27 protein-coding genes are annotated in these 25,040 nt (G+C 43.4%); 10 read left to right on the top strand and 17 right to left on the bottom strand.

What is annotated here, in order from left to right:
• Positions 1-12: 12 nt before the first annotated feature.
• Genes ACSFC1_RS00955 through larA form a run of 4 tightly spaced genes read left to right on the top strand, consistent with a single transcriptional unit; the run spans position 13 to position 4,067 of the window.
• Positions 13-1,341: an NAD(P)-dependent malic enzyme gene (locus ACSFC1_RS00955; protein ID WP_435564269.1), complete on the top strand. Its 1,329-nt coding sequence runs from the start codon at positions 13-15 to the stop codon at positions 1,339-1,341.
• A gap of 13 nt (positions 1,342-1,354) precedes the next feature.
• A complete protein-coding gene (locus ACSFC1_RS00950; protein ID WP_435564268.1) occupies positions 1,355-1,642 on the top strand; it encodes a UxaA family hydrolase in 288 nt (95 codons plus the stop codon).
• The gene (locus tag ACSFC1_RS00945; protein WP_435564267.1) at positions 1,639-2,796 is read left to right on the top strand and encodes a UxaA family hydrolase; all 1,158 of its coding nucleotides are present in this window, start codon (positions 1,639-1,641) and stop codon (positions 2,794-2,796) included. The genes ACSFC1_RS00950 and ACSFC1_RS00945 overlap by 4 nt, the downstream gene beginning before the upstream one ends.
• An 11-nt stretch (positions 2,797-2,807) precedes the next feature.
• Positions 2,808-4,067, top strand: coding sequence for a nickel-dependent lactate racemase (larA, locus tag ACSFC1_RS00940; RefSeq protein ID WP_435564266.1), 1,260 nt, complete (start codon positions 2,808-2,810; stop codon positions 4,065-4,067).
• A gap of 33 nt (positions 4,068-4,100) precedes the next feature.
• Here the strand turns inward: larA and ACSFC1_RS00935 are convergent, their stop codons facing one another.
• From ACSFC1_RS00935 to ACSFC1_RS00885, 11 genes are all read right to left on the bottom strand, one after another.
• Entirely contained in the window at positions 4,101-4,727 is a 627-nt protein-coding gene (locus ACSFC1_RS00935) for an ABC transporter ATP-binding protein (RefSeq protein WP_435564265.1), read from the bottom strand.
• The gene (locus ACSFC1_RS00930) at positions 4,712-5,371 is read right to left on the bottom strand and encodes an ABC transporter permease (protein WP_435564264.1); all 660 of its coding nucleotides are present in this window, start codon (positions 5,369-5,371) and stop codon (positions 4,712-4,714) included. The genes ACSFC1_RS00935 and ACSFC1_RS00930 overlap by 16 nt, the downstream gene beginning before the upstream one ends.
• On the bottom strand, positions 5,368-6,156 hold the full coding sequence (locus ACSFC1_RS00925) for a substrate-binding domain-containing protein (protein WP_435564263.1): 789 nt from the start codon (positions 6,154-6,156) through the stop codon (positions 5,368-5,370). The genes ACSFC1_RS00930 and ACSFC1_RS00925 overlap by 4 nt, the downstream gene beginning before the upstream one ends.
• Before the next feature lie 20 nt (positions 6,157-6,176).
• Entirely contained in the window at positions 6,177-7,160 is a 984-nt protein-coding gene (locus ACSFC1_RS00920; RefSeq protein ID WP_435564262.1) for a M48 family metalloprotease, read from the bottom strand.
• Between the two features lie 8 nt (positions 7,161-7,168).
• Complete coding sequence (locus tag ACSFC1_RS00915; RefSeq protein ID WP_435564261.1) at positions 7,169-7,726, bottom strand: LemA family protein; 558 nt, start codon at positions 7,724-7,726, stop codon at positions 7,169-7,171.
• 78 nt (positions 7,727-7,804) lie between these two features.
• The gene (locus ACSFC1_RS00910) at positions 7,805-8,812 is read right to left on the bottom strand and encodes a hypothetical protein (protein WP_435564260.1); all 1,008 of its coding nucleotides are present in this window, start codon (positions 8,810-8,812) and stop codon (positions 7,805-7,807) included.
• A gap of 55 nt (positions 8,813-8,867) precedes the next feature.
• Positions 8,868-10,076 (bottom strand): S-layer homology domain-containing protein, encoded by a 1,209-nt coding sequence (locus ACSFC1_RS00905; protein ID WP_435564259.1) that lies wholly within the window; start codon positions 10,074-10,076, stop codon positions 8,868-8,870.
• 127 nt (positions 10,077-10,203) lie between these two features.
• A complete protein-coding gene (gene tyrS / locus ACSFC1_RS00900) occupies positions 10,204-11,397 on the bottom strand; it encodes a tyrosine--tRNA ligase (RefSeq protein ID WP_435564258.1) in 1,194 nt (397 codons plus the stop codon).
• Positions 11,398-11,401: 4 nt separating this feature from the next.
• Positions 11,402-11,632, bottom strand: coding sequence for a preprotein translocase subunit SecG (secG, locus tag ACSFC1_RS00895; protein WP_435564257.1), 231 nt, complete (start codon positions 11,630-11,632; stop codon positions 11,402-11,404).
• 405 nt (positions 11,633-12,037) lie between these two features.
• Positions 12,038-12,706, bottom strand: coding sequence for a GntR family transcriptional regulator (locus tag ACSFC1_RS00890; RefSeq protein ID WP_435564256.1), 669 nt, complete (start codon positions 12,704-12,706; stop codon positions 12,038-12,040).
• Positions 12,707-12,711: 5 nt separating this feature from the next.
• Entirely contained in the window at positions 12,712-13,050 is a 339-nt protein-coding gene (locus ACSFC1_RS00885; protein ID WP_435564255.1) for a DUF1292 domain-containing protein, read from the bottom strand.
• Positions 13,051-13,256: 206 nt separating this feature from the next.
• On the opposite strand from ACSFC1_RS00885, the gene ACSFC1_RS00880 reads away from it, so the two are divergent.
• Genes ACSFC1_RS00880 through ACSFC1_RS00855 form a run of 6 tightly spaced genes read left to right on the top strand, consistent with a single transcriptional unit; the run spans position 13,257 to position 19,895 of the window.
• Positions 13,257-14,240: a BMP family ABC transporter substrate-binding protein gene (locus ACSFC1_RS00880; RefSeq protein ID WP_435564254.1), complete on the top strand. Its 984-nt coding sequence runs from the start codon at positions 13,257-13,259 to the stop codon at positions 14,238-14,240.
• On the top strand, positions 14,233-15,762 hold the full coding sequence (locus tag ACSFC1_RS00875) for an ABC transporter ATP-binding protein (protein ID WP_435564253.1): 1,530 nt from the start codon (positions 14,233-14,235) through the stop codon (positions 15,760-15,762). The genes ACSFC1_RS00880 and ACSFC1_RS00875 overlap by 8 nt, the downstream gene beginning before the upstream one ends.
• On the top strand, positions 15,737-16,771 hold the full coding sequence (locus ACSFC1_RS00870; protein WP_435564252.1) for an ABC transporter permease: 1,035 nt from the start codon (positions 15,737-15,739) through the stop codon (positions 16,769-16,771). The genes ACSFC1_RS00875 and ACSFC1_RS00870 overlap by 26 nt, the downstream gene beginning before the upstream one ends.
• Positions 16,768-17,652: an ABC transporter permease gene (locus ACSFC1_RS00865; protein WP_435564251.1), complete on the top strand. Its 885-nt coding sequence runs from the start codon at positions 16,768-16,770 to the stop codon at positions 17,650-17,652. The genes ACSFC1_RS00870 and ACSFC1_RS00865 overlap by 4 nt, the downstream gene beginning before the upstream one ends.
• A gap of 4 nt (positions 17,653-17,656) precedes the next feature.
• Positions 17,657-18,508, top strand: a complete 852-nt coding sequence (locus ACSFC1_RS00860; protein ID WP_435564250.1) for a MurR/RpiR family transcriptional regulator — start codon at positions 17,657-17,659, stop codon at positions 18,506-18,508.
• On the top strand, positions 18,498-19,895 hold the full coding sequence (locus ACSFC1_RS00855; RefSeq protein WP_435564249.1) for a xylulokinase: 1,398 nt from the start codon (positions 18,498-18,500) through the stop codon (positions 19,893-19,895). The genes ACSFC1_RS00860 and ACSFC1_RS00855 overlap by 11 nt, the downstream gene beginning before the upstream one ends.
• Here the strand turns inward: ACSFC1_RS00855 and ACSFC1_RS00850 are convergent, their stop codons facing one another.
• From ACSFC1_RS00850 to gyrA, 6 genes are read right to left on the bottom strand one after another with little or no spacing between them, the layout of a single operon-like run.
• The gene (locus ACSFC1_RS00850) at positions 19,896-20,861 is read right to left on the bottom strand and encodes a histone deacetylase family protein (RefSeq protein ID WP_435564248.1); all 966 of its coding nucleotides are present in this window, start codon (positions 20,859-20,861) and stop codon (positions 19,896-19,898) included.
• Complete coding sequence (gene rpiB, locus ACSFC1_RS00845; protein ID WP_435564247.1) at positions 20,861-21,295, bottom strand: ribose 5-phosphate isomerase B; 435 nt, start codon at positions 21,293-21,295, stop codon at positions 20,861-20,863. Before rpiB ends, ACSFC1_RS00850 begins: the two co-directional genes overlap by 1 nt.
• Positions 21,296-21,301: 6 nt before the next feature.
• On the bottom strand, positions 21,302-21,655 hold the full coding sequence (locus tag ACSFC1_RS00840; RefSeq protein ID WP_435564246.1) for an STAS domain-containing protein: 354 nt from the start codon (positions 21,653-21,655) through the stop codon (positions 21,302-21,304).
• Positions 21,648-22,247 (bottom strand): transcriptional repressor LexA, encoded by a 600-nt coding sequence (gene lexA / locus ACSFC1_RS00835; RefSeq protein ID WP_435564245.1) that lies wholly within the window; start codon positions 22,245-22,247, stop codon positions 21,648-21,650. Before lexA ends, ACSFC1_RS00840 begins: the two co-directional genes overlap by 8 nt.
• On the bottom strand, positions 22,244-22,621 hold the full coding sequence (locus tag ACSFC1_RS00830) for an archease (protein ID WP_435564244.1): 378 nt from the start codon (positions 22,619-22,621) through the stop codon (positions 22,244-22,246). Before ACSFC1_RS00830 ends, lexA begins: the two co-directional genes overlap by 4 nt.
• A complete protein-coding gene (gyrA, locus tag ACSFC1_RS00825) occupies positions 22,606-25,032 on the bottom strand; it encodes a DNA gyrase subunit A (RefSeq protein ID WP_435564243.1) in 2,427 nt (808 codons plus the stop codon). Before gyrA ends, ACSFC1_RS00830 begins: the two co-directional genes overlap by 16 nt.
• Between the last annotated feature and the right edge of the window lie 8 nt (positions 25,033-25,040).

Raw genomic sequence — 25,040 nt, 5'->3', positions numbered from 1 at the left:
GAGGTATGTCTGATGTACGAAAGAGACGTTGAGAAACTCTTAAAGAAGGCGCAGAAACCTTCTGAAGATGCGATGATACTTCATCCGTTCTACAAAGGAAAGATCCAAACCGCTCCCAAGGTACCGGTCAGAAGCTTTGATGACTTTGCCATATGGTACACACCGGGTGTTGCAAAGGTATGCCAAGAGATCGCAAAGGATCGAGAAAAAGTCTACGAATACACGAACAAAGAGAACACGATTGCGATCATAAGCGATGGAACGAGAATTCTTGGGCTTGGCGATATTGGTCCAGAGGCTGGACTCCCTGTCATGGAAGGAAAGGCGCTTCTGTTCAAATACCTTGGTGGGGTCGATGCAATACCTTTGTGCATTGGCACAACGCAGATAGAGGAAACAGTTCAGTTCTGCAAATGGCTTTCGCCATCGATAGCGGGAATAAACCTTGAAGACGTTGAAAAGCCAAAGTGCTTTGCTCTGCTCAAGAAGCTTCAAGAAGAACTGTCTATACCAGTGTTTCACGACGATCAACAAGGTACCGCTACTATAACGCTCGCCGGTTTGATCAACGCGCTTCGCATAGTTGGCAAAAAGATCGACGAAGTTAAGATCGCAGTCATAGGCGCAGGAAGCGCCAACTATGCATTCTTGAGGTTACTCGAAAAGGTCAACGTTGATCTTGGAAATATCGTTGTCTGTGATTCAAAGGGCATACTCACAAAAGAAAGGGCGCAGACTCTGGATGAAATAAGCAAACAGATGTGGATCAAAACCAACAGAGAGAACATTAATGGAGGTATAGAGGAGGCACTGAGAGGTGCAGATGTGTGCATAGCATACTCAAAGAGTGGTCCTGGGGTGATAAAACCAGAATGGGTAAGAGCGATGAACAAAGACGCCATCGTCTTTGCGGGCGCAAACCCAGTTCCCGAGATCTGGCCCTGGGAGGCAAAAGAGGCAGGCGCAAGAATAGTTGCAACTGGTAGAAGCGACTTTCCAAACCAAGTGAACAACTCTCTTGGATTCCCAGCGATCTTCAGAGGTGTGCTCGATGTCAGAGCAACAAAGGTGACAGACGAAATGTGCGTAGCAGCAGCTCAAGCGATCGCAGATTTCGCATACAGGAAAGGCATACATGAAGAATACATAGTCCCCACAATGGAAGAAGATCAAGTCTATGTGGAAGAAGCGATGGCTGTCGCAAAGAAGGCAATCGAACAAAAGGTTGCACAAAAACCGTTGAGCGATGAAGAGCTCAGAAAAAAGATCGAAGAGAGAATAAAAGCTGGAAGAATAATGGAAAGAGTTCTGGTAGATGCCAAGATTATAAAGCTCCCATGAGGAGGTACATCCTATGGATGCCATAGTTTTTTCTGAAAAAGACAACGTTGCAACGGCTGTGAAAAACCTTTCAAAAGGCGAAGAGATTCAACTGAATCTTGAGAATAGAACACTGAAGGTAAAGTTGAACCACGACATACCTTTTGGACACAAATTTGCCGTAAGAGATATTAGTAAAGGCTCTGAGATCTTCAAATATGGTGAGCCGATAGGCGTGGCGACAGAAGATATAAAGATCGGAGATTACGTTCACGTACACAACGTATCAGGCAGACGTGGCGTGAGGAGGTATACTCTGTGAAGATCTTCGGATACAAAAGAAAGAACAATAAAGTAGGTTTTAGAAATCACTTTCTGGTCGTCCCAACGGTGATCTGCGCAACGAGGACAGCCCAAGAGATCGCAAACCACATAGACGGTGCTGTTTTCTTGGACAATCAGCACGGCTGCAACCACATGAAACAAGATCACGAAAAGGTCTTCGATGTCCTGGTTGGCATGGCTTCAAATCCCAATGTTGCTGGTGTTCTATACATCGGTTTAGGCTGTGAAACGATACCAACCAGACAGATCGCTGAACAAGCCAAAAAGGCGAACAAGCCAGTCGAGTGTCTGATCATTCAAGAAGAAGGTGGAACACTTCAGACAGCACAAAAAGGAATTCATCTGATGAACAAGATGATAAGAGAGCTTGGCAATCTGGAAAGAACACAGGTTGATCTTTGTGACGTTGTTGTTGCAATAGAATGCGGTGGTTCGGATACAACCTCCGGCATTGCGTCAAATCCTGTGGTTGGATATGTCGCAGACAAAGTGATAGATCTTGGTGGAACAGTTGTTTTCTCTGAGACTACAGAGATCATCGGTGCAGAACATCTCTTGGCAAAAAGAACGGTGAACAAAAAAGTGGCAGAAAAACTTCTAAGGCTCGTTGAAAGATGTGAAAAAAGCGCACTTGCAGGTGGAGAAGACATAAGAGGTGTGAATCCAACACCTGGCAACATCCAAGGTGGTCTTACAACCTTGGAAGAAAAATCACTTGGTGCCATATACAAGGCAGGTACAAGGTCTATACAAGACGTCTTAGAATACGCAAAGCCCATCACCGGTAAAGGACTCTTCTTCATGGACAGCCCAGGGCATGATGTTGAATCAGTCACTGGGATGGTCTCTGCTGGTGCACAAATAGTTATCTTCACAACGGGTAGGGGCACTCCAACAGGTTGTCCAATCGCACCAGTAATAAAGGTTTGCGCAAACTCAAAAACCTCTCAGAAGATGCAAGACAACATAGATATCGACGTGAGCACAATAATTGAAGGAAAAGAAACGATAAAAGAAGCAGGTGAAAGGCTCTTCACAGAACTCATTCAGGTGCTCAATGGCAAAAAGACAAAGACCGAGATACTCAAACACCACGAGTTCGCCATCTATCTAACTCAACCAACTCTGTGAAGGTGATGAAGATGAAGCAGTTCACACTCAAGTATGGTCAAAAGACCGTTCAACTGGAGCTAGCGGATGATCTGCAAGTCGATGTACTTCAACCGAATAGAGAACTCGGTGCACTCAAAGATCCAGTGGAGGAAATCAAGCAGACTCTTAAAAATCCAACAGGAACCTTGCCATTGAAGGAATTCATCGAAAAAGAAAAACCTGAGAACGTAGTGATATTGGTAAGTGATCTCACAAGACCATCGCCATCACACATACTCGTACCGCCGATAGTAGATGAACTTCTCACCGCTGGTTTGAAAGAAAATCAGATAAAGATCATCTTTGGCTTGGGATTTCATCGAAAGATGACAGATCAAGAGATGGAAAAAGCCATTGGGAAAGATCTTTTTCAGAAGGTTGAATCTATCAATCACGATATCTCACAGTGCATCTACATTGGAAAGACGAGCAGAGGTACACCCGTCGAAGTCTTCAAGCCGGTTGCTGAGTCTGATTTCATCATTGCAACTGGGAACTTGGAGCTTCATTGGTTTGCAGGTTACAGCGGTGGAAACAAAGCACTCTTGCCGGGTGTGTGCAGCAAAAGGACTATCGAGACAAACCACTCTTACATGCTCTTAGACGGTGCTGTATCTGGAAAGATAGAAAACAACCCTGTCAGAGAGGACATAGAAGAAGCCGGTAAAATGGCTAAGGTACGTTTCATAGTCAACGCCGTATTGAACAGCAAAAAAGAAATTGTGAAGATCGTCTCGGGTGATCCAATACTCGCCCACAGAGAAGGCGTTAAGTACATAGACATGATGTACAAAGTAAAGATTGAGCACAAATACGATGTAGTTGTTGCATCACCTGGTGGCTATCCAAAGGACATAAACCTCTATCAAGCACAGAAAGGATTGGACAACGCATTTCATGCCGTCAAAGATGGCGGAACAATCGTTTTGGTTGCCGAGTGCAGCGAAGGTTTTGGAGAAAAAACCTTCGAAGAATGGATGAAAAAGGCAGAGACACCAGATGAACCACTCAAATGGATAAAAGAGCAGTTTCTTCTGGGTGGTCACAAAGCAGTCGGTTTTTGCAAAGTTCTCAAGAAGGCAAAGATATTCCTGTGCTCAGAGATGAAAGAAGAAACTGTCAGAAAGATCTTCATGAAACCTTATGATTCAGTTCAAGAGGCTGTCAGTGATGCTGTAAGAGATTACAAAGATTGCACTGTCTTGTTGATGCCCTTTGCCAATTCGACTCTGCCGTACTTAGAAAGTTGACAAACCTCTCCTTTCCAGGAGAGGTTCTGATCTTTAGTAAAGCCTACCGTTGTCTATAAAAAAGATTTTCTCACAGAGCTTCGAGAGTTGTTCTTTATCGTGTGATACAACCACTACATTGCTTTTATTTTGTAGAATAAACTCTTCGATTAATCTTTTGCTGTCTTCATCAAGATCCGATGTTGGCTCATCGAGAAGCACAACCTCTGGATCGAAAACAAAACCGCGCGCAAGACAGACCCTCTTTGCTTGACCACCAGAAAGCTGCCACGATTTCTTGTCTAACAGATCTTCAATCTTTAGTCTCTGAGCTATAACTTGAACTTTCTTCTGTATTTCCCGCTTGGCGTATTTTCTTATCTTCAAAGGATAGGCGATGTTCTCAAAGACGGTCTTTCTGAAGAGAACTGGATGCTGTGGTACGTAGGTCACTACTCTTCTCAGATGTGCAAGATCTTTTTCGGTGACGTTCTTCCCCTTAAACTTGAACAAACGCCATTTTCCAGTGTACAGAAAGGCAAGATTCAGCAGAAAGGTACTCTTCCCCGCACCAGATGAACCAGTCACACCGACTATCTTTTGATCGATCTTGAATTCTTCAACAAAGAGTGTGAACTTCGAATCGTAGCTGAAAGATAGTTCTTCTATTTCGTATACCATCTCTTACTCCTCAACAGCGTCGAAATAGTTGTTGTCACAAGATTCACAGTGAAGGCAATGATCAACAATATCACACCACAGAAGATCGCTTCTTCAAACCTTCCCATACTTGTGTAAAGAACTATTGAAGTCGTCAAAACTCTGGTTCTACCTGCTATATTTCCACCGACTATCATCACCGCACCAACCTCACCTATGACCCTCCCAAAGGCAGTTAAGATGCTACTCATGACGCCAAACGAAGACTCTCTCAAAATACCCATCATAGTCTGCACACTGCTGGCACCGAGTGTCTTCATAATCAATCTAATTCTTTCATCCACAGCGGAAAGGTGAGAATAAGACACACTGAAAACAATCGGAACTGCTATCAAAAACTGCGTAAAGATCATCGCACCGCGGGTGAAAAGAAGTTCAAGCTCACCGAGTGGTCCACTGCGAGAAAGAAGAAGATAAACCAAAAGTCCAACCAAGACAGGTGGAATACCTGTAAGAGTCTGAAAGACCAAGATGATGAGCTTCTTCAATCGAAAAGAGAAAAAGTCTACGAGCAATGCCAAAGGTACCGCAACGAGCACTGCCGTGAAAGTAGCCATAGTACTCACATAGATCGATCTTACAGAGATCTCAAATATCTCGCTCATCTTGGTTCAAAGAGAAGATTGAAAAGCCTTGTTCCATTCACCGAGAATTCTTTTATTGTTTTCAAAATCTTTGGATCAAGAATAAACCTCACAAAATCGAGTGCACCTTCGTAGTTGATCTTACTGCTCTTTTGCGGATTTACAACGATGATGCTGTAGATATTCAGCAGCTGTGGATCGTTCTCGAAGAAAACCTTCATATCGATTCTGTCCTTCAAAGCAACAAAGGTCGATCTGTCTGCCAAAGTGAACGCTCTCTTTTCGTTGGCGATCAAAAGCGTTCTTGCCATATCTTGACCTGTTTGAATGTACCAACTACCAGAAGGAGTCTTTCCCAAGCTTTTCCAGATCTGCATCTCCTTCTTGTGTGTGCCGGACTCATCGGCACGTGACACAAAGCTCACTTTGTTCTGGAAAATGTACTCGAAAAGCTCTTGAGCGCTGTTGAAAGATGGGACCGCCTTTTCAGTTGGTCCAACGATCACAAAATCGTTGTACATGAAACTCACTCTCAGAACGCCATGATTTTGCTGCATGAACGCAAGTTCATCCTCAATGGAATGAACCAACAACAGGTCTGCATCGCCCCTCTTACCATATTCAAGTGCTAAACCTGTCCCGAGTGAAAGCACACTCAAAGAATGGTTGTACTGCTTTTCAAAGAGTGGTTTCAGTTTGTCTAAGAGTCCTGTGTTGTAAAGACTGCTTGTCGTTGCAAGAATCAATTGTTTTGCCATGCAAAAAGAAGAGAGAAAAAACAACATCAAAAGAAAGAGCTTCTTCACTACGCAGCCTCCTTGCAAAATCAAAGCTGCTGAAGTTCTCTTAAAACAACCTCTGGTGAAACGTTCTCAAGCAATGCGATGCGCTTGTGAATCGGCGGGTGGGTGCTGAAGAGGTCTGCAACAAAACCTTCTTTGTTGTTAATGTTCCTTTTGAGTGGATCAGAGATAAAAAGATGCGCCGTTGCACTCGTTGCACCTTTTACTTTGCCTTTCACTCTTTGAGTCTTTGCTATCTTTCTTAAAGCGCTTGAAAGTCCCAATGGATTTCTCGTCAATTCGACCCCCTTTGCATCTGCTAGGTACTCACGGCTCCTTGAGACTGCAAAGAAGGTTAATCGACCAATGAAAGAAAAAAGCGTTGCCAATAACGCTATAACAAGCAGTGCAAAGATGATGTATGCACCTCCGTCATTACCTTTTTTCCTGCTCGATCGGCTCCTTGAATAGCCAAAGGTCATGAATCTGAGTGAACGCCACGCAAATAACTGCACTAACACCATCGTGCCAAGGATCGCACTGATCGTCGTCATCAAAAGTGTGTCTTTGTTGAGTATATGGCTCACCTCATGAGCAACAACGCCTTCTGTCTCTTCTCTGTTCAGATTTTTCAACAAGCCTCTTGTCACACAGACAGCGCTGTCTTGCTCTTTAAAGCCAGTTGCGAAGGCGTTGATATTCTCATCTTCCATCACATAAACCCTTGGCACGGTCTTCAAGCCTGCGGCGATCGAGATCTCTTCGACGATGTTTTTCAGCTGCTTTTCCTCAAGCTCCTTTTCGTTAACAGGCTTTGCACCAACTGAATTGAGTACCAAAGAGGCGCCAGATTGAGTGCCCACAAGCACCTGAATCGCTGCTATGATGAGCAAAACGACCGTACCTATCGGGAAAGTTTCAAACAAACCATCGATGATGAGCCCCAAAAATGCCATCATCGACATAAAAACCGTGATCAAAAGATATGTCTTTCTGAGATTCTTCTTCTGAATCACAAGATAGTCCATATTTCACCTCAAAAAGAAAGATCCACCTTTGGTGTTTCCTTCTCGGCTGCGGCCGCTTCAAAGAACGGGAATGGTTTGAAGTTGAACATCTTTGCGACGATGTTGGTTGGAAAGACCTCTATCGAGGTGTTGTATTTCATCGTGGTATCGTTGTAGAACTGCCTTGCGTAGGTGATCCTGTTCTCTGTGCTGGTCAGCTCTTCCATCAATTGGCTCACCTGCTGGTTTGATTTCAATTCAGGATATCTTTCAAAAACGGCGAGCAAGCGAGACAGTGCACCAGAAAGCTCACCCTCTGCCTTTATTCGATCATCAATTGAGCCACCAGCTACAGCTTTCGCGCGCGCGTTAATTACAGCTTCAAGCGTTTCCTTTTCGTATTTCATATAACCTTTCACCGAGTTCACAAGGTTCGGTATCAGATCATGCCTTCTTTTCAGCTGTACATCGATCTGACTCCAAGCGTTCTCAACGCGCTTTTTCTTCGAAACAAGAGAGTTGTACATGCCAATGAACCAGAAAACCAAGATCAAGACTACCGCCAAGATTATTCCAACGATCAGCATTCAAACACCTCCTGAAAGAATATACCACAAAAAATAAAACCCCGGCATACGCCGGGGTCTTTACAAATCACTTCTCATTCAGAAGCTTACAGACATATCCCAAGAAATAGTCGTTGTCTTATCAGCTGCTTCAAAGACCAAGGAGACCGTGTGAGAAATGAGATCCTGTGTCCAGCTTGCCCATCCTGCTGCACTGAATGCCAACATATCTGTAACATCAAGAGCAACTTCTGCTCCAATCGTTACTGGATCAAGAATGCTTGTGTTCACAGCAAAGCCAAGTGTGCTTGGGCCAGCAAATGCAACGCTGCCGTTGAACTTCTCCATACCAAAGTCAACACCGAGCATGTAATTGCTGGGAACAAAACCAGATGTCGGAACTTCCAAATAGGCATAACCGCTCAGGCTTCCTGCACTGATGTTGAGTGCCTTTGCCAGATCAACTTTTCCACCGACAGCTATACCTGGCAATGTTCCAGCCTGTGCGCTGCTCAGAATATCTTTAACCAAGACTTGCAGGGTTACAAAAGAGAAGTTCATGCTGTTCCAAACATCAAAATCTGCTGTGGTTGCATTTGGCAAATATCCATAAAGGACCAAAGTATCAGACAGATCTCCTGCTTTCATACCAAAATCAAATGCCAAAGCAGGTGTCTGTTTGCGGCTGACGAAATAAGGTGGTGTGACATACCACTGGAAGTTTGCACCGGTCACGTAGCTAAAGCCGCGTCTCAGTAAACCTGCTCTGAGTGTCACTGTGAGAGGATCAGAGACATAAAGCTTCTGCCAAATCTGAGTGCCCCAGGTCATCGCTGGTGCCCATGCGGATGCGCCAGTGTTAATCATTTCAAGAGTTTCTCCAACGCTGCTTCCACTGCGAGAAACAGACAGTGTGAATCCTGTGAGACCTTCTGAGCCAGTTGCACTGAAGTCGATTCTACCTGTTACACCAAGATCAAGGCTTGTTGTTGCGTTGCTGGCATCATACGTTACACCCAGTGAAGTGCCAAGCCAGCCAGAAAAGTTCACGGCTGCGAATGCTGCGACTGTTACCAGAGCGAGCAGAACCACTAAAAGTTTTTTCATACTCTTACACCCTCCTTCACCTTTAAAAGTGTTGTTTTTAAACCCCTGATGGGGTTTACATTGCACCCACGATCATGGCTGCAACTGCAACGATTATAGCACCTATCACAGCACCTGTGAGAGCACTGTTCGCCTTTTGAAGTTCTTCGATCTTTACCATGAGATTTTCAATAGAAGTCGTTGTCTGTGCAAACTGTGAAGCTGTATCCTCTCTCAGAGCAAACAAACCATCACGAAGTTCTTCGATCTGAGTGTTGACGTTGTCAAGTTCATCCATCACGTAGTTGATCTGTTCGTCGTGCATCGCTGCAAAGTCAGAAAACTTTGCTTCGAGCTCTGAGAACTTGTTGGAAAGATCTTGCTTGAGTGCTTCAATTGCTTTTGCGTTTTCATCGATCATCTTTGCCTTTTCTTCGAGTGCCGAGACTCTGTCTGTAACTTTGTTCAGATTCTCCTGCGCCCTGTCAAGTTTGATAGAGACATAACCGAGCGTCATAACTGCATTGTCAAGTGTTGCACTCAGATCGCCGATCTTTCCTTCTGCCAAGGTGAGTCTTTCCCCTTGTGCTGTTACCTTCGTGGTGAGATCTTTCAAGATGTCCTTCATTGGTTCGAGCGACAGAAGTTTCTTTTGAACTGCAACGATCTTTGCATCGAGCTGATCAATAGTCTTTTCAAGTGCTGCGATTTTATCAAGGGTAGCGGCGTCTGCTGCACTGAGCTCGGCAAAACGTGCTTCGCAAATCTTTTGAAGTTCAGCGTACTTTGCATCCAAACTCTTCTGTAGATTTGCGACTGTTTCATAGAGCTTGACGATGTCTTTGTCGTGGATGTTCACAGTCTGTTTGAGCATTTCAACACTCTTGGTCAGCTCTGTGAGCTTAGATGACACTGAACTCAACTCACCCGAGACACCGCTCATAGCGTTGAGCTTACTCTCAAGTTGGTCTACCTTCTGCACTGTCGCACCAAGCTTCAGGCTGATAGCATCCAAGACCCTTAGAACATCAGAGATGTGTGGAGCCACAATTTCAGTTTCAATCAAACCTATCAATCTGCTTATCATTGCTGCTTCTTCATAACGGGTAATGTTCCGATCACCTTTGAAAGTGCCATCTGGATAGCCAATCACAATGCCTTTGTCCTTGAGGTGCTCGACGTATGGATAAGCCCAGTGCTTCGCAGGTACATCGGGAAACATCCCTGCAGCCATTACCCCTACTGCTACGAGCAATGCCGCGACTGATAGCACAAGTTTCTTCATAAACTCCAACCTCCCTTCATATTATTTGCGACGGTGGGATCACTCCCCCCACTTTTCAAAGACCAGAACATAGATCAAGATAGATTATAGCATCACTCAACGTCAAAAATCAAGAGTACAAATAAGTTTACTGCCTGATGAGTTTGAAGAACTGTCTTTTGCCTACTTTGAGAATCATTTCCCTGTCTACCGAGATTTTAGCATGTATGTCTGTAATCTTTTCATCGTCCAATTTCACTGCGCCTTGAGTTATGAGTCTTCTTGCTTCGCTCTTACTGGGAACTACCTGTAACTTCAACAGTAATTCTACCAATTCAACGCTGTCTTTGTCAAGTTCAACAACGGGTAATTCTGTCGGCAGTTCTTTTTTTCGAAAGATCTTAACAAATTCGTTTTCAGCATTCTGAGCTTGTTCCCAGCCGTGGAAGAACTCTGTTATCTTGAAAGCCAATTTCATCTTGACATCTCTTGGATTTATCGTCTTGTCTTTCATCGATTGTTCATACTGATTTATCTCGTTCTCAGGTAACTGTGTGAGAACTCTCATATATTTGATGATCAGTTCATCTGGAATCGACATCAGTTTGCCGTACATCTCTAACGGCTCGTCGTTAAAAGCGATGTAGTTGCCATAGCTCTTGCTCATCTTCATCTTGCCATCTGTTCCTTCGATGATGGGCATCGTCATGACAACCTGTGGTTCTTGTCCAACTTCCTCTTGAATCTTCCTACCAACCAACAAATTGAAGTACTGATCGGTGCCACCGAGCTCGACATCTGCCTGTATCGCAACTGAATCATAAGCCTGCGCAAGTGGATACAAAAACTCTGCGATCGATATTGGGATATTCGAAGAGTATCTTTTTGAGAAATCATCTCTTTCGAGCATCCTTGCAACGGTGTATTTCGAAGCAAGTTTGATCACATCTGCAAAGCTCATCTTACCAAGCCATTCACCGTTGAAGCGAACCTCGGTTTTGTCCCTGTCGAGGATCTTAAAGGCTTGTTCTTGATAAGACTTTGCGTTGTGCTTAACCTCTTCCTCAGTCAACATCGGTCTTGTTGAATCTCTACCCGATGGATCACCTATTTGTGCTGTGAAATCGCCGATGATCAACACAACGTGATGGCCTAAATCTTGAAACTGCCGAAGCTTGAAGAGAACAACGGCATGACCAAGGTGAAGATCAGGTCTCGATGGATCAACACCCAATTTCACACGAAGCTGTTTCTTCCTCTCTAATTTGCTTAAAAGATCTTCTTCACTCACCAGATCTACTACATTTCTCTTCAGAACTTCGAGTTGTTCTTTTGGTTGCATTCCATCACCTCGAGATGAAGAATGCCGTCAAAATACTGCTCACAAAAAACGCAATGCTCAATCCAAGAGTGATCTTTCCAGAAGTATCAAGACCTTTCTTTCTGCCAAACATGGTGTGCAAACCACCAGAACCAAAGGCACCTCCAAGCTCTGCAAACTTGCTCATCTGGTTCAGCACCATGTAAATCAACGCAACGCTGATCAGTGAATGAACTATCATCATGACAGTTTTCACAAAGACACCTCCTTCTTTCGTTATACTACCACAGATTCTGCTGTGTGTATAGGGATTCATCGAAAAGAACAACAATTCTGCTCGATCTGAATCGATAGAAACAAAAAAGGTTTCACAGAGAGTTTTTTCATGTGCGTAATGCATGAAAGACTGTGATGCTGAAAGATGAATTATGTTGAGGAACGGAAGGTTCTTAAGAACCTTCTTGCTTGGGTTTCTGACAAAAACAAAGGGCGATCCTGCGATCGCCCTGAGTGAATCTCTATAAGGTCTATCTATGTGTCAAAAGGAGGGTGGGGGGTCTGTTTTGCTTTCCGATCTTTAGACGGTGTGCCTCGAGGCTAAGTTCAAACAACACATGTGACAGTACTGTAAACACAAAGGTTCGACAATGAAAAGATCTTTTTAGAACTTGTGAGATTGATTGATCTGAACCGAGGGGTGATAGTACAACCAGGAGAAGCCCAGTAACTGCTCAAGGTGATCGAACAAGAGTACAGTCCTTCGAATCAAAAAGGTCTGTTCTTCGATGGAGAGATTTTTCAACACAGCCTTTTGCGGTTTTAAAAGTTCAAAGATCTCCTGTATTCTACCAGATTTAATCTTTTGCGCCGAGAAATCGATCGGATGAATCTTTTCTTCACTCTGCAGAAGCCTCAAAGCAGTCGGATTTTTGATGGGATCGAGGTAACATCTTTCAAAACACATCTTTCTTTCTTCTGTATGCCAAAGGATCTCAAAAGACAAGACAATCTCCCTTTCGAAATAGGGACAATCCTTTGGTGCGTTGCCAAGGTTTTTTCTGAGTATTCGAAAGTCCCACGAACTGTCGATCAAACCAAGTAGCTGCTCTTTTGGTGTGAAAAGAACAAAGGTGCCGCGTCCTTTGACCCTTTTCACGGCACCTTCATCGACGAGTTTTTTTATTGCCAGTCTAATCGCTTGCTTGCCAACACCATATATCGATGCCAACTGTTTTTCATCTGGCAGTCTTCTATCTTGTGAGTAGTATCCACTCTCAATCTTTGTCCTCAGGTCTATGTAAATGGATTCAACTGAATAACTTCTCTGCAAAGTTATCAGTTGTCCTCCTCTTCGTCGTGTTCATGTTCGTGCATCTCGAAGACATCTTTGAGGTTTTCATCTTTTTCCAAAAGTTCGTTCCAAGCTTTTGAGACTTTTTCGAATTCCTCATCGGTTTCTATCGAGTCAACGAAGAGGCTACCGTCTTCGCCTTCTTTAACTTGGAAAGGATATATCTCTCCAAAGTCGGTGATCTCGCCTTTTTCATCAACCATTATTTCTTCACAGACCCAGTACTTTTTGCCAGAATCTTCGATCTCTGCAAGCAAGACAAAATGATGATCGATGTTGTCCTCGTCGGTTAGTACAAAGACCTCAAAATCCTCTTTTTGCATAATACCAACTCCTCAGTCAAGTTGTTGTAACTACATGATACCACATAAAGCACAAAGTACTTTGATTTTGAAAAACAAAAAGATAAAGAACTGGCAAAGGCGTTGACAAGAACAAATTGCTTGGTAAAATATTTTCGGAACCAAGCGAAATAATTTCGACTTTCTCGGTGATCTTGATTTTATTTTACAACAAGAGGTGATGATCTGTGAAAAAATCAGCAGTGATTTTCCTTGTGATGATCTGTGTGATAGCGAACGCTTACAGCGTTGCGCTGCTCATAACAGGCGAGGTCGGTGGCAATGCGATCTACGAGATGATGGTCGATGGTGCAAAGAAAGCTGCCAAAGACTTCGGCTTTGATGTGAAGATAGTCGAGGGTGGTTACAATCCAGCAAAGTGGGAACCTTTGTTGATAAGCCTTGCCTCGACTAAATCATACGATTTGATCATCACCTTCACAGAAGGCATGCCAAAGAGTGTTGAAAAGGCGGCGAGAATCTTCCCACAACAGAAATTTGCACTTCTCGACGGCATCGCCCCAGTTTTGCCAAATGTCTATTCCCTTGGTTTTAAGGATGAAGAGATGGCGTACTTGGCAGGCTATTTCGCCGCATTGGTAACAAAGAGCGATCTTGAAGGTGCCAACTCACAGCTCAAAGTGGGAATGATCGCAGGGGATATCTACCCTGCAATGATGGAAAAGATGAAACCCGCTTATGAAAGGGGAGCAAAAAGCGTTGATCCGAGAATCGAAGTTATCTTTTCCGTGGCAGGGAGTTGGGCTGACCCAAACAAAGGTTCTGAACTCGCACAACTACAGTTTTCACAAGGAGTCGATGTGATCTTCACAGTCGCTGGTGGAACGAGTGTTGGAGCTATACAAAAGGCCAAAGAGCTTGGTAAATACATCATCGGTGTCGATTCAAATATAATAGATATTTCACCCAAAACCATCTTGGCTTGTGTTTTGAAGAAAGCAGACATAGCTATATATGATCTGTTGAGAAGAGCTTATCATGGAGAATTAGTCTTTTCAACCTACGAGAGATGGGGTATCAAAGAAGGAGTTATAGGTTTTACCTTTGATGACCCATATTATTTGCAGAATGTACCACAACAGATCAGAGAGCAGATGCTGAAAGTTTTTGAAGAAATGAGGGAAGGGAAGATAAACCCACTTGGTGACTGAGACGAAAATATACCTCGAGATGAGAGATATACACAAGATCTTTTCAGTGAATAAGACCAAAGCATTGGATGGTGCAAATTTGATCCTTGAAAAAGGCACAATACATGCACTGCTTGGCGAGAACGGTGCAGGCAAAACAACGCTGATGAGAATCCTCTGTGGTTTGGAAAGAATGGACCGTGGGCAGATCTTCTATGAAGGCAAACCAGTTACAGTAAGGAATCTCAACGATGCACGAAAACTGGGAATAGCGATGGTTCATCAGCATTTCAATTTGATAGAGGATTTCACCGCACTGGAAAACATCTTTTTGCAGAGAATATCATCGAAGTGCCTTACGTCCTGCAATCTGAAAAGCGCTGAGCAAGAAATTGGCGAAATCATGAAACAGACCAATCTTGTGTTGGACTTGAGAAAAAAGACCAAAGATCTGTCTGTGGAAGAAAAACAGAAATTAGAGATACTCAAAGCACTCTATATGAAAGCAGAACTGTTGATACTCGATGAACCCACTTCTTATCTTGCAGAGATCGAATCAGAACAACTGCTGAAAGTTATGAGAAATCTCAAGAAGCTTGGTAAAACGATCGTCTTTATAACTCACGAGATAACAGATGCTATTTCTGTGGCAGATCACGTAACTGTTTTAAGAAAAGGTAGGACGGTCTATTCTTCAAAAGATGAAAAACCTTCTTTTGAGAAACTCGCCTACTTGATGGCTGGTGAAACCAATGTAGTAAGAAGTAAAAGAAGGCACAATTCTCAAAAGATCCTTTTGAAGGTCGATAGACTCACACTAAAATCAGAAAGACAACTTATAGGTCCAATTTCATTTGACATAAGAGAAGGAGAAATAGTGGGAATAACAGGTTTTACCTTCAATGGAGCTGTTGAGATTTTAGAGGCAATTACAGGAATGAGAAAGATACTTTCTGGGAAAATAGAGTTTCAAGGTGTAGATATCACCTTCAAAAACATCAAAGAAAGAAGAAAGGTTGGTTTGGCTTACATACCCCAGCAGAAGACTCAGATTGGTTTGTCACTTCAACTTTCCATAGCCGACAACTTGATAGTGACAAACTACGAAAAATTCTCACACTTTGGTTGGCTATCTTTGAAAGAACTCGAAGCTTGGTCAAACAGAGTTGTGAAAAAATATCAAATCAAAGCCGATTCAATATGGCAGACGATCGAGACCCTCTCTGGCGGAAATCAACAAAGGGTCCTACTCGCAAGAGAACTGGAAATAAAACCAAAACTCTTTATTGCCTCTAATCCAACAGCGGGTTTGGATCTGAGGTCTGTTTCCCTTCTCAGAAAAGCACTCTTAAGATTGTGCGAAGAAGGCTCTTCGATTCTTCTGTACTCAACAGATCTTGAAGAGATTCTCGACCTCTGTGACAGGATCTTCGTTCTCTCTAAGGGCACTTTGGTTGAAGAATTTGTGAACGACAGTTCTGTGACCAAAGCCAAGTTGATCGAGGCGATGCTTTCACATGAAAAGGACTCTGTACTGGCTTAAAGTCTTTCTTTTCACCTCAGTGGTTGGGTTCGCCGCTGGAACAGCGATCATTTTTTTGACAAGCGAATCACCTTTGGAAACGATCAAATGGTTCTACCTTGGGCCTGTAAGCAGTCTGTATTTTTTGGGCAATATGCTGAGTGGCTCTGTTCCACTGATGCTGACTGGTATTGCTGCGGTGATCGCCTTTCGTACATCGACCTTCAATCTTGGGTTAGAAGGGCAGCTCTACTTTGGGACATTCTGTGCAACCTTCATAGCACTTCAGTTGAAAGCAATACCAGTTCAAATCTCACAGCTTTTGGTTATGCTCACAGCTTTCTTCATCGGTGGTTTGATCGCTGCCCTATCGGTGGTCTTGAAGATCTCATTCGATGTTGATGAACTACTCTCTTCTTTTCTCATTGGACAAGCTTTGATTCACGTGGTGAATTACTTCATAAACGGACCGATGAGAGATCCACTTGCTGGTCTTTCTGCGTCCAGATATGTCGAGCATTCGATGATCTTTTCAAAAATTCTCTCACCTTCAGACTTACACACAGGAATCTTTCTCGCCGTTAGCTTGTGTGTAGTGGCTCATTTCATTTTGAGATCTTCTGCGCTTGGGTATCAGATCAAGGTAGTTGGTTCAAACTCTCTTTTTGCAAGATACGGCGGAATAGAGGTTGAGAAAATATGGTTTGCGGCACTGTTTTTGAGTGGTGGTCTTGCCGGTCTTGGAGGCATTGTAGACCTCTTGGGCGTACACGGTCGCTTTGTGAAAGGCTTTTCGTATGGCTATGGTTTCAACGGTATTGCAGTCGCTATGATCGCGAGAAACAATCCATTACTCGTTATACCATCTGCAATACTCTTTTCTTACCTTGAATCAGGTGCACAAATCGCTTCGATCATGGCACAGATTACACCGGAGATCTCAAAGATCATTCAGGCAATGATCTTTTACCTTCTCACAGCACAAGCTTTGTTGGAGTTTCTTGAAAAAAGAAGGGTAATGAGAACATGACTTTGAGATTCATTCATTCAGTTATTTCGTCATCTGTTCCGATAATTCTCGCTGCACTGGGAGGAACGTTCACAAACCTTGCAGGGAAGTTGAACATAGCGCTTGAAGGCATGATGTTGATAGGTTCTTTCACAACGATATATGTTGTCCACAGAAGTGGTAATCTCTTGCTTTCTGTTTTGATTTCTATTGCAGTCTGCTGTATCTTTGCTCTTCTGCTCGAACTGTCTTGTAAGTTGAAGGCAAATGTTTTTTTAGCAGGACTGGCTATCAATCTCCTGGCAAGCGGACTGACGAGTTTTCTGATGCCAGTTCTTCTTGGTTCAAAAGGCACCTTTGTTTCTCAGTATGTACCGACTCTTAGAAAGATAAATCTACCACTTGTTCAAAACCTTCCACTACTTGGTGAGTTGTTCAGCGGATATGACATCTTTGTTTATCTCAGCTTCTTGCTGGCATTTCTTTGTCATCTGTTGATATACAAAACTCCATTTGGATATCAAATCAGAGCTACTGGACAAGATTCAAAGATTGCCAGAGATCTTGGAATAGATGTTGATCGAGTGAGAGCTGTAGCATTTTTGCTGAGTGGTGTATTTGCAGCCCTTGCAGGTGCAGCCCTTTCTCTGCCTATGAAAGCTTTTGTATCTGGTATGACTAACAACCGAGGTTGGATAGCCCTCGTTGCAGTGATATTGGGCGGGAAGAAAATTCCTGTGGTCGTTCTATCTTGTTTGGTCTTTGGGCTGTTCGGTTTTCTTTCAGATTATCTGCAGTTGGTTTCAAAGATTCCCTCCGAGCTCTTGATGACTATTCCGTATATCAGTACGGTTGTAACAATGATACTGTATGCTTATCTGAGAAAGTACAAAGTGAGGTAATGATATGGCTGTTGTGAGTGTTTTTCAAAGTATAAAAGATCTTCTGCCCACGCTGAGCGAATCACAAGCCAGAATAGCAAAGGTTGTTATAGAAGATCCAAGCAGAGTTTTACAGATGAACATCACAGAATTTGCAAAACTGTCAGATACTTCACCTTCAACAATAGTGGAGCTGTGCAAGAAATTGGGTTTCTCGGGCTTTAAAACCTTTAAGATCGCCATAGCACAGGAGATAAACTTGCTGCAAACGATGAGACCAGATCCATCCAGGATAGGCAGAATAACAAAAGATTACTTCGGTTTTGTCTTCTCAGAACTCAGAGAATCTATCCAGCTCATCAATGAAGAACAGATAAAAGGTGCGGCGGAAGAGATTCTGAGAAGCAGAGTCGTAGATATCCTTGCCTATGGCTTTGATGCCATTGCTGGAAAGGATTTGTTTTTGAAACTGAAGGAACTTGGTTTTCAAGTGAATTTCTTCGACAATCCATTTCTGCAGAGCATCTCCGCTTCACAGTTGGGAATTGATGGGTGTGCTGTGGCGATCTCGAGTAGCCATTCCTCAACGGACTTACTCGATTCTATCAATTATTCAAAGAAATCTGGTGCGCGCGTCTTAGCCATAGCTTCACCTGCCTCCAAGATAGCTCAAGCTTGCGATATACTCGTACCAACCTATGTCAAAACTGAGGTTCTCTCTGAAGGTGGCTTTTTGACCAGATACTTGCAGTTGTTTGCCGTTGACCTATTGGTTTTGAAGATGCTCGAATTAGATCAAGAGAGACTGACTCAACGTTATAAAGATTTCGAACAGATACTGGCTTACAAACGAAGGGGCGACAAGGGTGTCTTCTGAACTCTTTGCAACTATCGACGTTGGCACTACCAACGTCAAAGTGGCAGTCTTTGATTTGAATGGCGAAAAAGTCTTTGATTTTCAACAGCGTTGCACTGAAAGACTCAAGGATGATATACACGAAATTGATCCTAACAGATGGTGGAAGGTTGTTGTTCAAGGTTTTCACACAATGGAAGATGATACGAGAAAAAAGATCGTATCGATCTGCGTTACGGGGCAAGGACCAACCACCGTGATGGTGAAAGAAGATGGGAAACTCTTTGGGAAAGCAATTACGTGGCTCGACAAAAGAGGGTATGAGCACATTGGTTCGATAATCAAAAAGGGTATAGACGAACAGATAGCAACGGTTATCTCGCATTTGATCTTTCTCAAAGAGATAAGCCAGAGGGTGTACCTACTTCAACCCAGTGACTACATAATCTTGAAGTTGACTGGATTGATCGTGAATGCAACCTTTCCTTTTGAAGGGTATCTTCCGTGGAACTGCGAAGCACTCGAGACCTTTGACCTTCATAAGACCTTTCTCATACCACAGCTGATACCTACGGGAAATTCAATCGGAAAGATCAAACCAGAAGCCGCACACACTTTAAAGGTTGATGAACAAATCGAGATCATCTCTGGCGCACCAGATTTTGCCATGGCACTGGTCGGTACTGGCACACTGGAAGATGGTATGCTCTGCGATCGAGGGGGGACCTCTCAGGGTTTGACGTTGTGCAGCAAAGAGAAGATCGTCTGCCTTGGTCTGATGACAACACCTTTTTTCATAAAAGACTATTGGAAGATAAGCGCAGTGATGACGACAACTGGCAAAGCCTACGAGTGGTTCTCACAGAACGTTGCGAGAACTCGACTGATTGAACTATCACAACTGATCACAGTTAAAAGACCTACTGGCGTAATCTTTCTGCCTCATCTGAATGGAGAGAGAAGTCCATACTGGAACAAGAATTTGAGAGGAGTTTTTTTCGGTCTATCGCTCGAAGACGACTACAGATCTTTGTTAGTCAGCGTCATCGAAGGTGTTGCGTATGCTATGAGAAACATTTTGCAGTTGATGGAATCTCATGGCTGCAAGATAGAGAGGATAAGGGCAACAGGTGGCCAAGCGATGAACAATCTCTGGAATCAGATAAAGGCCGATGTTCTCGGAAAAGAGATCGAAATACCACAGATCTTTGATTCTGAACTCTTGGGTTGTGCCATAATCTCGATCTGTGCCTTCACAAAGGAAGATTTCAAGAGTTTGAGCAAGAAAATAGTGAGGATATCAAAGATTTTTTCTCCATCTGCTCAAAGACATACCCTGTACGAAAGATTTTTCGAAGTGTACAGATCTTTGCACGAACGCAATATGGATCTCTTTGAGAAACTCTGATCACTCAAAATTGGAAAAGAAATTCACAGCCGCTAATGCATTTGCTCGAGGGTTGTAGCCTCCCTCTTGAACGACGAGAGTTGCCAATTTCAATTTCGAGATCATCTTTGCCATTTTCGCATAGTTCTCATCAACCAAACTGAACTTGCCAACAGGATCTTCGCTGTGTGTGTCAAAACCTAAGGAAAGTATCAGTATATCGGGATAATAATCGTTTATCTCTCGGATCGCATAGGAAAGTGCCTCGGAGTATTTATCCCAGTCTGCATGTGGTGGTAAAGGAAGGTTCAGATTGAAGCCCTCACCAGGTCCTTCACCAACCTCACTCTCTTTTCCGCTGATCCATGGATAGAAGATCTTGGGGTCACCGTGAATGGATATGTAGTAAACCAGGTCTGTATCGTAAAAAATCTCCTGTGTTCCATTACCGTGGTGGAAATCAAGGTCAAGAATAGCGATTCTTTCCGCACCTCTTTTGAGTAGATAACTTGCCGCTATCGCCGCGTTGTTGAAATAACAGTATCCTCCGCAGAGATTACGCGTGGCGTGATGACCTGGTGGTCTTGTGAGTGTGTAGACGAGATTCGTGTTAGAACCGACGATCGACGCAGCTGTGAGAACGGCATCAACAGCCCTTCTCGCAACCTCGAAGGTATTCTGTAAAATAGGCGTGCCGGTATCAAAACACATGTCATAGCCAAAAACTTCTGTGATGTACTCATCTTCTTTCGAAAGCGAAGAGGATTTTTTCTTCAACCATTCTACGTATATTTCGTCGTGAACCATATACACATAACTCATGGGGAATTTGCTTGGTGGGACAAGGTTGTCAAAGCCGTGGAGTATCAATACTTCCTTTATCGCATCTATTCGCTCTGGTTTCTCGGGATTATCTACAAATTTGCCGTTGTCGATCTCCTTAGTCGGTCTGTAATTCGAATGGAGCGAATCATAGACTACCTTCATTAATCCATCTCCTCGAGTTTCTTTATGCGTCTTTCGTGTCTTCCTCCTTCAAACTTTTCACTTAGAAATACCTCTACTATCCATTGTGCCAGTTCACTGCTTATCAACCTACCTGGCAGAACAAGCACATTCGCATCGTTGTGTGTTCTTGCCAACTTCGCCATCTCCGGGAATAAGCACAGTGCAGCCCTTATGCCTCTGATTCTATTCGCCGCTATACTCATGCCTATGCCCGTACCGCAGACGAGTATACCGAAGTCAGCCTTCTTCGATTTTATGTCCTGTGCAACCTTCTTTGCAAAATCTGGATAATCGACTGATTCCTCAGAATAAGTACCTTCGTCTAAGACCTTGTAATCTTTCGAGACCAAAAAACCCTTCAAAGCTTCCTTTAGTTTGAAGCCAGCGTGATCCGAAGCAAGTGCGATTCTCAATTCAGCTCATCCTTCCAGAAAAACTTTCAAGGCTTCTTCTAAACTCTCGCGAATAGTGAACACGGAATCAAGTGAAGTCATTTTCAGAATTCTCTTCAAATTGTTCTCAAGTCCACAGAATACTAAGGCACCACCGTTCATCCTGCAAGATCTCTGAAGACTTATCAAAACACCAAGGCCTGTACTGTCGATGTAATTAACCAAGGACAGATCGAGTATCATGTTCACCTTACCCTGCTGCACGAACTCCTTCTTTATATCTTCTTTGAAGGTTGTCGCATTGGTCATATCTAACTCGCCCTTAGGACGAACTACCCAAATATCTCTTATGTTTGTCACGCTGTAAAATCTTTCATCCATAGATTCTTATCACTCCCACTATCTTACCGATGATTTTGACTCTCTTGGGATCTAATTCTAAGGGCTGCAATTTGGAATTGGCAGGTTGCAGAACGATTCTGTCTCGTTCTGCATAGACTTTCTTCAAAGTGGTTTCGCTGTTGTCTATTAGCACAGCTGCTATGTCACCGTTGTCAACAATCTCTTGTTTTCGAACAACCACATAGTCCCTATCCACGATGTGTTCTTCGATCATACTGTCACCTTTAACGCGCAACAAGAAATGATCAAACCCACTTCTGATCATGCTGATCGGCACCTCAACAAGTTCGGTGGGATTCTCTATGGCTTCGATCGCATTACCGGCTGCTATGTTGCCAATGACTGGCAATCTAAGTGACTCAGATCTGTTCAAAACCCTTATGCTTCTTGCCTTTCTTCCTCTGGTGATATAACCTTTCCTTTCCAAGGCATCTAAGTTTATCATCGCACCTCTTGGAGTTATGCGAAAAGCCCTGGCAACATCTCTGACACTCGGTGGATAACCATGTTTGTCTATGTAAGTGAGTACAAAGTCCAAAACCTTTTTCTGCCTATCAGTAAGTTCTTTCATGTATCGAACACCACCTTTAGCATTATCTTGCCTTCATTTGTCTGCGCTTTCAGCTGGTGATATGTCAAGGCTTTCAACTCAACACCTCTCAATTTGGAAAAACCAACAAAACTACAGTACAGAAGATTTTCCATTCTGCACTGCAGCGGAAAAACTCTCTGCGCATCGATCATATATATCCAATCGTTGACAACATCAAAGACCATATCCTCGATCTCTTTAATCTGATATTGCTTTTCCAAAACCACCTTTCGCTGCAACACAGGTTTATAGTTGCTTTTGAGAATGAGTATCAGGTCACGAAAGACAGACTCAAGGTCTTCACAGATAAGTTCATACCTCAAATCAGCCACGTGGTTTAATTCTCTGTACATGATTCTACCACCGCAAAACGTGAAACTTCATCTGATTCCGAAAGTTCGACGATCTTAACACCCTTAGCAGTCCTGCTGAGTAGACTGACCGTTGAAACCTTGAACCTTATGGATTGACCATTCTTTGTCATAACTATCACATCGGAGTCTGGATCTGTAACGACATCGATACCGCACAAGTGGCCTGCTTTTTCGACTCCAGGCATCGTCTTTATTCCTATGCCTCCTCGATTCTGAACTCTGTATTCACTCAGCAAAGAACGTTTGCCGAACCCTCGCGCAGTTATAGTAAGAATCTGACAATTTTGATCAAAGATGGCTATCATTCCAACAACCTCATCGCCCTCTCTCAATCTTATACCCGTTACACCCATCGCAGTTCTACCCATCTGTCTGACGTCTTTGAGCGGAAATCTTATCGACATACCATACTTTGTCGCAAGAATTATGTGGTCTTCTTCACTGCTTGAAAGTGTTGCGGAAACAACTATATCGCTGTCTTCAAAGGTTATTGCCCTGATACCGCGGCTTGTCACATTTTCAAATTCCTTTAGAGGAGTTCTCTTTATCTTGCCATTCTTAGTCACTAAGACCAGGTCACCAACCCATTCGTCAAAGGAGATCATCGTGAGCACAGATTCATCTTCTTCGAGATTCAGATAAAACCGTATCGGTTTACCTTTGCTGTCTCTGCCGCTGATCTCTATTTCATAGTTCTTCAGCAAATATGCCTTTCCCTTGGAAGTGACAAACAAAGTCTGTGAATGAGTCCTACTTGAACAAACATTGAGAATCTCATCGTCTTCTGCTGTTCTAAGCCCGACGATCCCTTTACCACCTCGTCGCTGACTTCGATAGTCTTTGAGATTTGTAGATTTCAAATAACCCTTTTCGGTCAATGTGATCACTATCTCTTCGTTGGGTATCAAATCCTCGGGCATGTACTCAAGTTCATCTGTTGCGTTTTCAATCATGGTTCTTCTTTCATCGCCGTATTTTTTCTTGAGTTGTTCGAGTTCTTCGTACATGACTTCATAGACTCTTTCATCACGTGTGAGAATATCTTTGACATCTTCTATCTTCTTTATTAGTTGAGAATATTCGCTTTGGAGTTTCTCCACCTCAAGGCTGGTGAGTCTACCAAGTCTCATATCGAGAATTGCCTTTGCCTGTTCTTCTGTTATGGAAAGTGTTTCAACCAGATTCCTCATAGCGTCCTCGGCATCTTTACTAGATCTTATTATGTCCACCACAACACCGAGGGCACGAGCTGCCTTCATGATCCCTTCCACAACATGCGCCCTTCTTGAATAGAGATTCAGTTCGTACTGTGATCTTGCTCTGATGACATCGTATCTGTGTTTTATGAAGGCTTTCAGCAACTGAACGAGATTCATCAGCTTTGGTTTCTTACCATCAATCACCAGCATCTGTACGCTGAAAGATGTCTGCAAGGATGTGTGTTTGTACAGGTTGTTCAGTATTATGTTGTAATTCGCATTCTTTGGGAACTCTATGACTATTCTCATGCCTTTTTTGTCAGACTCATCTCGGATGTTCTTTATCAACATCTTCGGATTTCTCTCAGCATAAGCCGCTATCTCTTCTATAAGTGCAGCTTTGCTCACGTTATAGGGTATCTCAGTTATCACAAGGCTGTCATACTTCTTGCCCTCTTCAAAACTCACCTTGCTCCGTACGATTATTCTGCCCTTGCCGGTGGCATAGACCTCGGCAAGTTCATTTGCATTCACAACTACTGCGCCAGTTGGAAAGTCAGGTCCCTTGATCTCTTCGAGAACTTCAGAGATCGTCACATCCGGGTTCTTTATAGTCTTCTGTATGGCATTTATGACTTCCCTAAGATTGTGCGGAGGTATGCTGGTCGCCATACCAACGGCTATACCACTCGCACCGTTGATCAAGAGGTTTGGTACCTTGGCTGGCAAAACGGCAGGTTCATCGAGTGAGTCGTCGAAGTTCTTGATCATCGCCACTGTTTGTTTGTCCAAATCTTGCAACATCTCTTCCGCAAGCTCAGAGAGTTTTGCCTCGGTGTACCTCATCGCAGCAGGTGGATCTCTGTCGATTGACCCAAAGTTACCCTGGCCTATCACCAAAGGATATCTCATAGAAAATGGCTGTGCCAATCGTACAAGAGCATCGTAAACCGAAGCGTCACCGTGTGGGTGATATTTACCCAAAACCTCACCGACAATTCTCGCCGACTTTTTGGACTGAGCGTTGTGCGTTAAACCCAGTTCATGCATGGCGTAAAGGATTCTGCGCTGAACTGGTTTTAATCCATCTCGAACATCGGGAATAGCACGCCCGATGATCACGCTCATCGAATAATTCATGTAAAGCTCTACAAGTTCTTCTTCTATGTTCTTTGGGTGAACCTCTGCCACTTTTGCAA

Source organism: Pseudothermotoga sp. U03pept (assembly GCF_051235805.1).
In the GTDB taxonomy this organism is placed as follows: domain Bacteria; phylum Thermotogota; class Thermotogae; order Thermotogales; family DSM-5069; genus Pseudothermotoga_B.
Note: the sequence above shows the minus strand (reverse complement) of the source record. Positions and strands in the feature narration are given on the sequence as shown.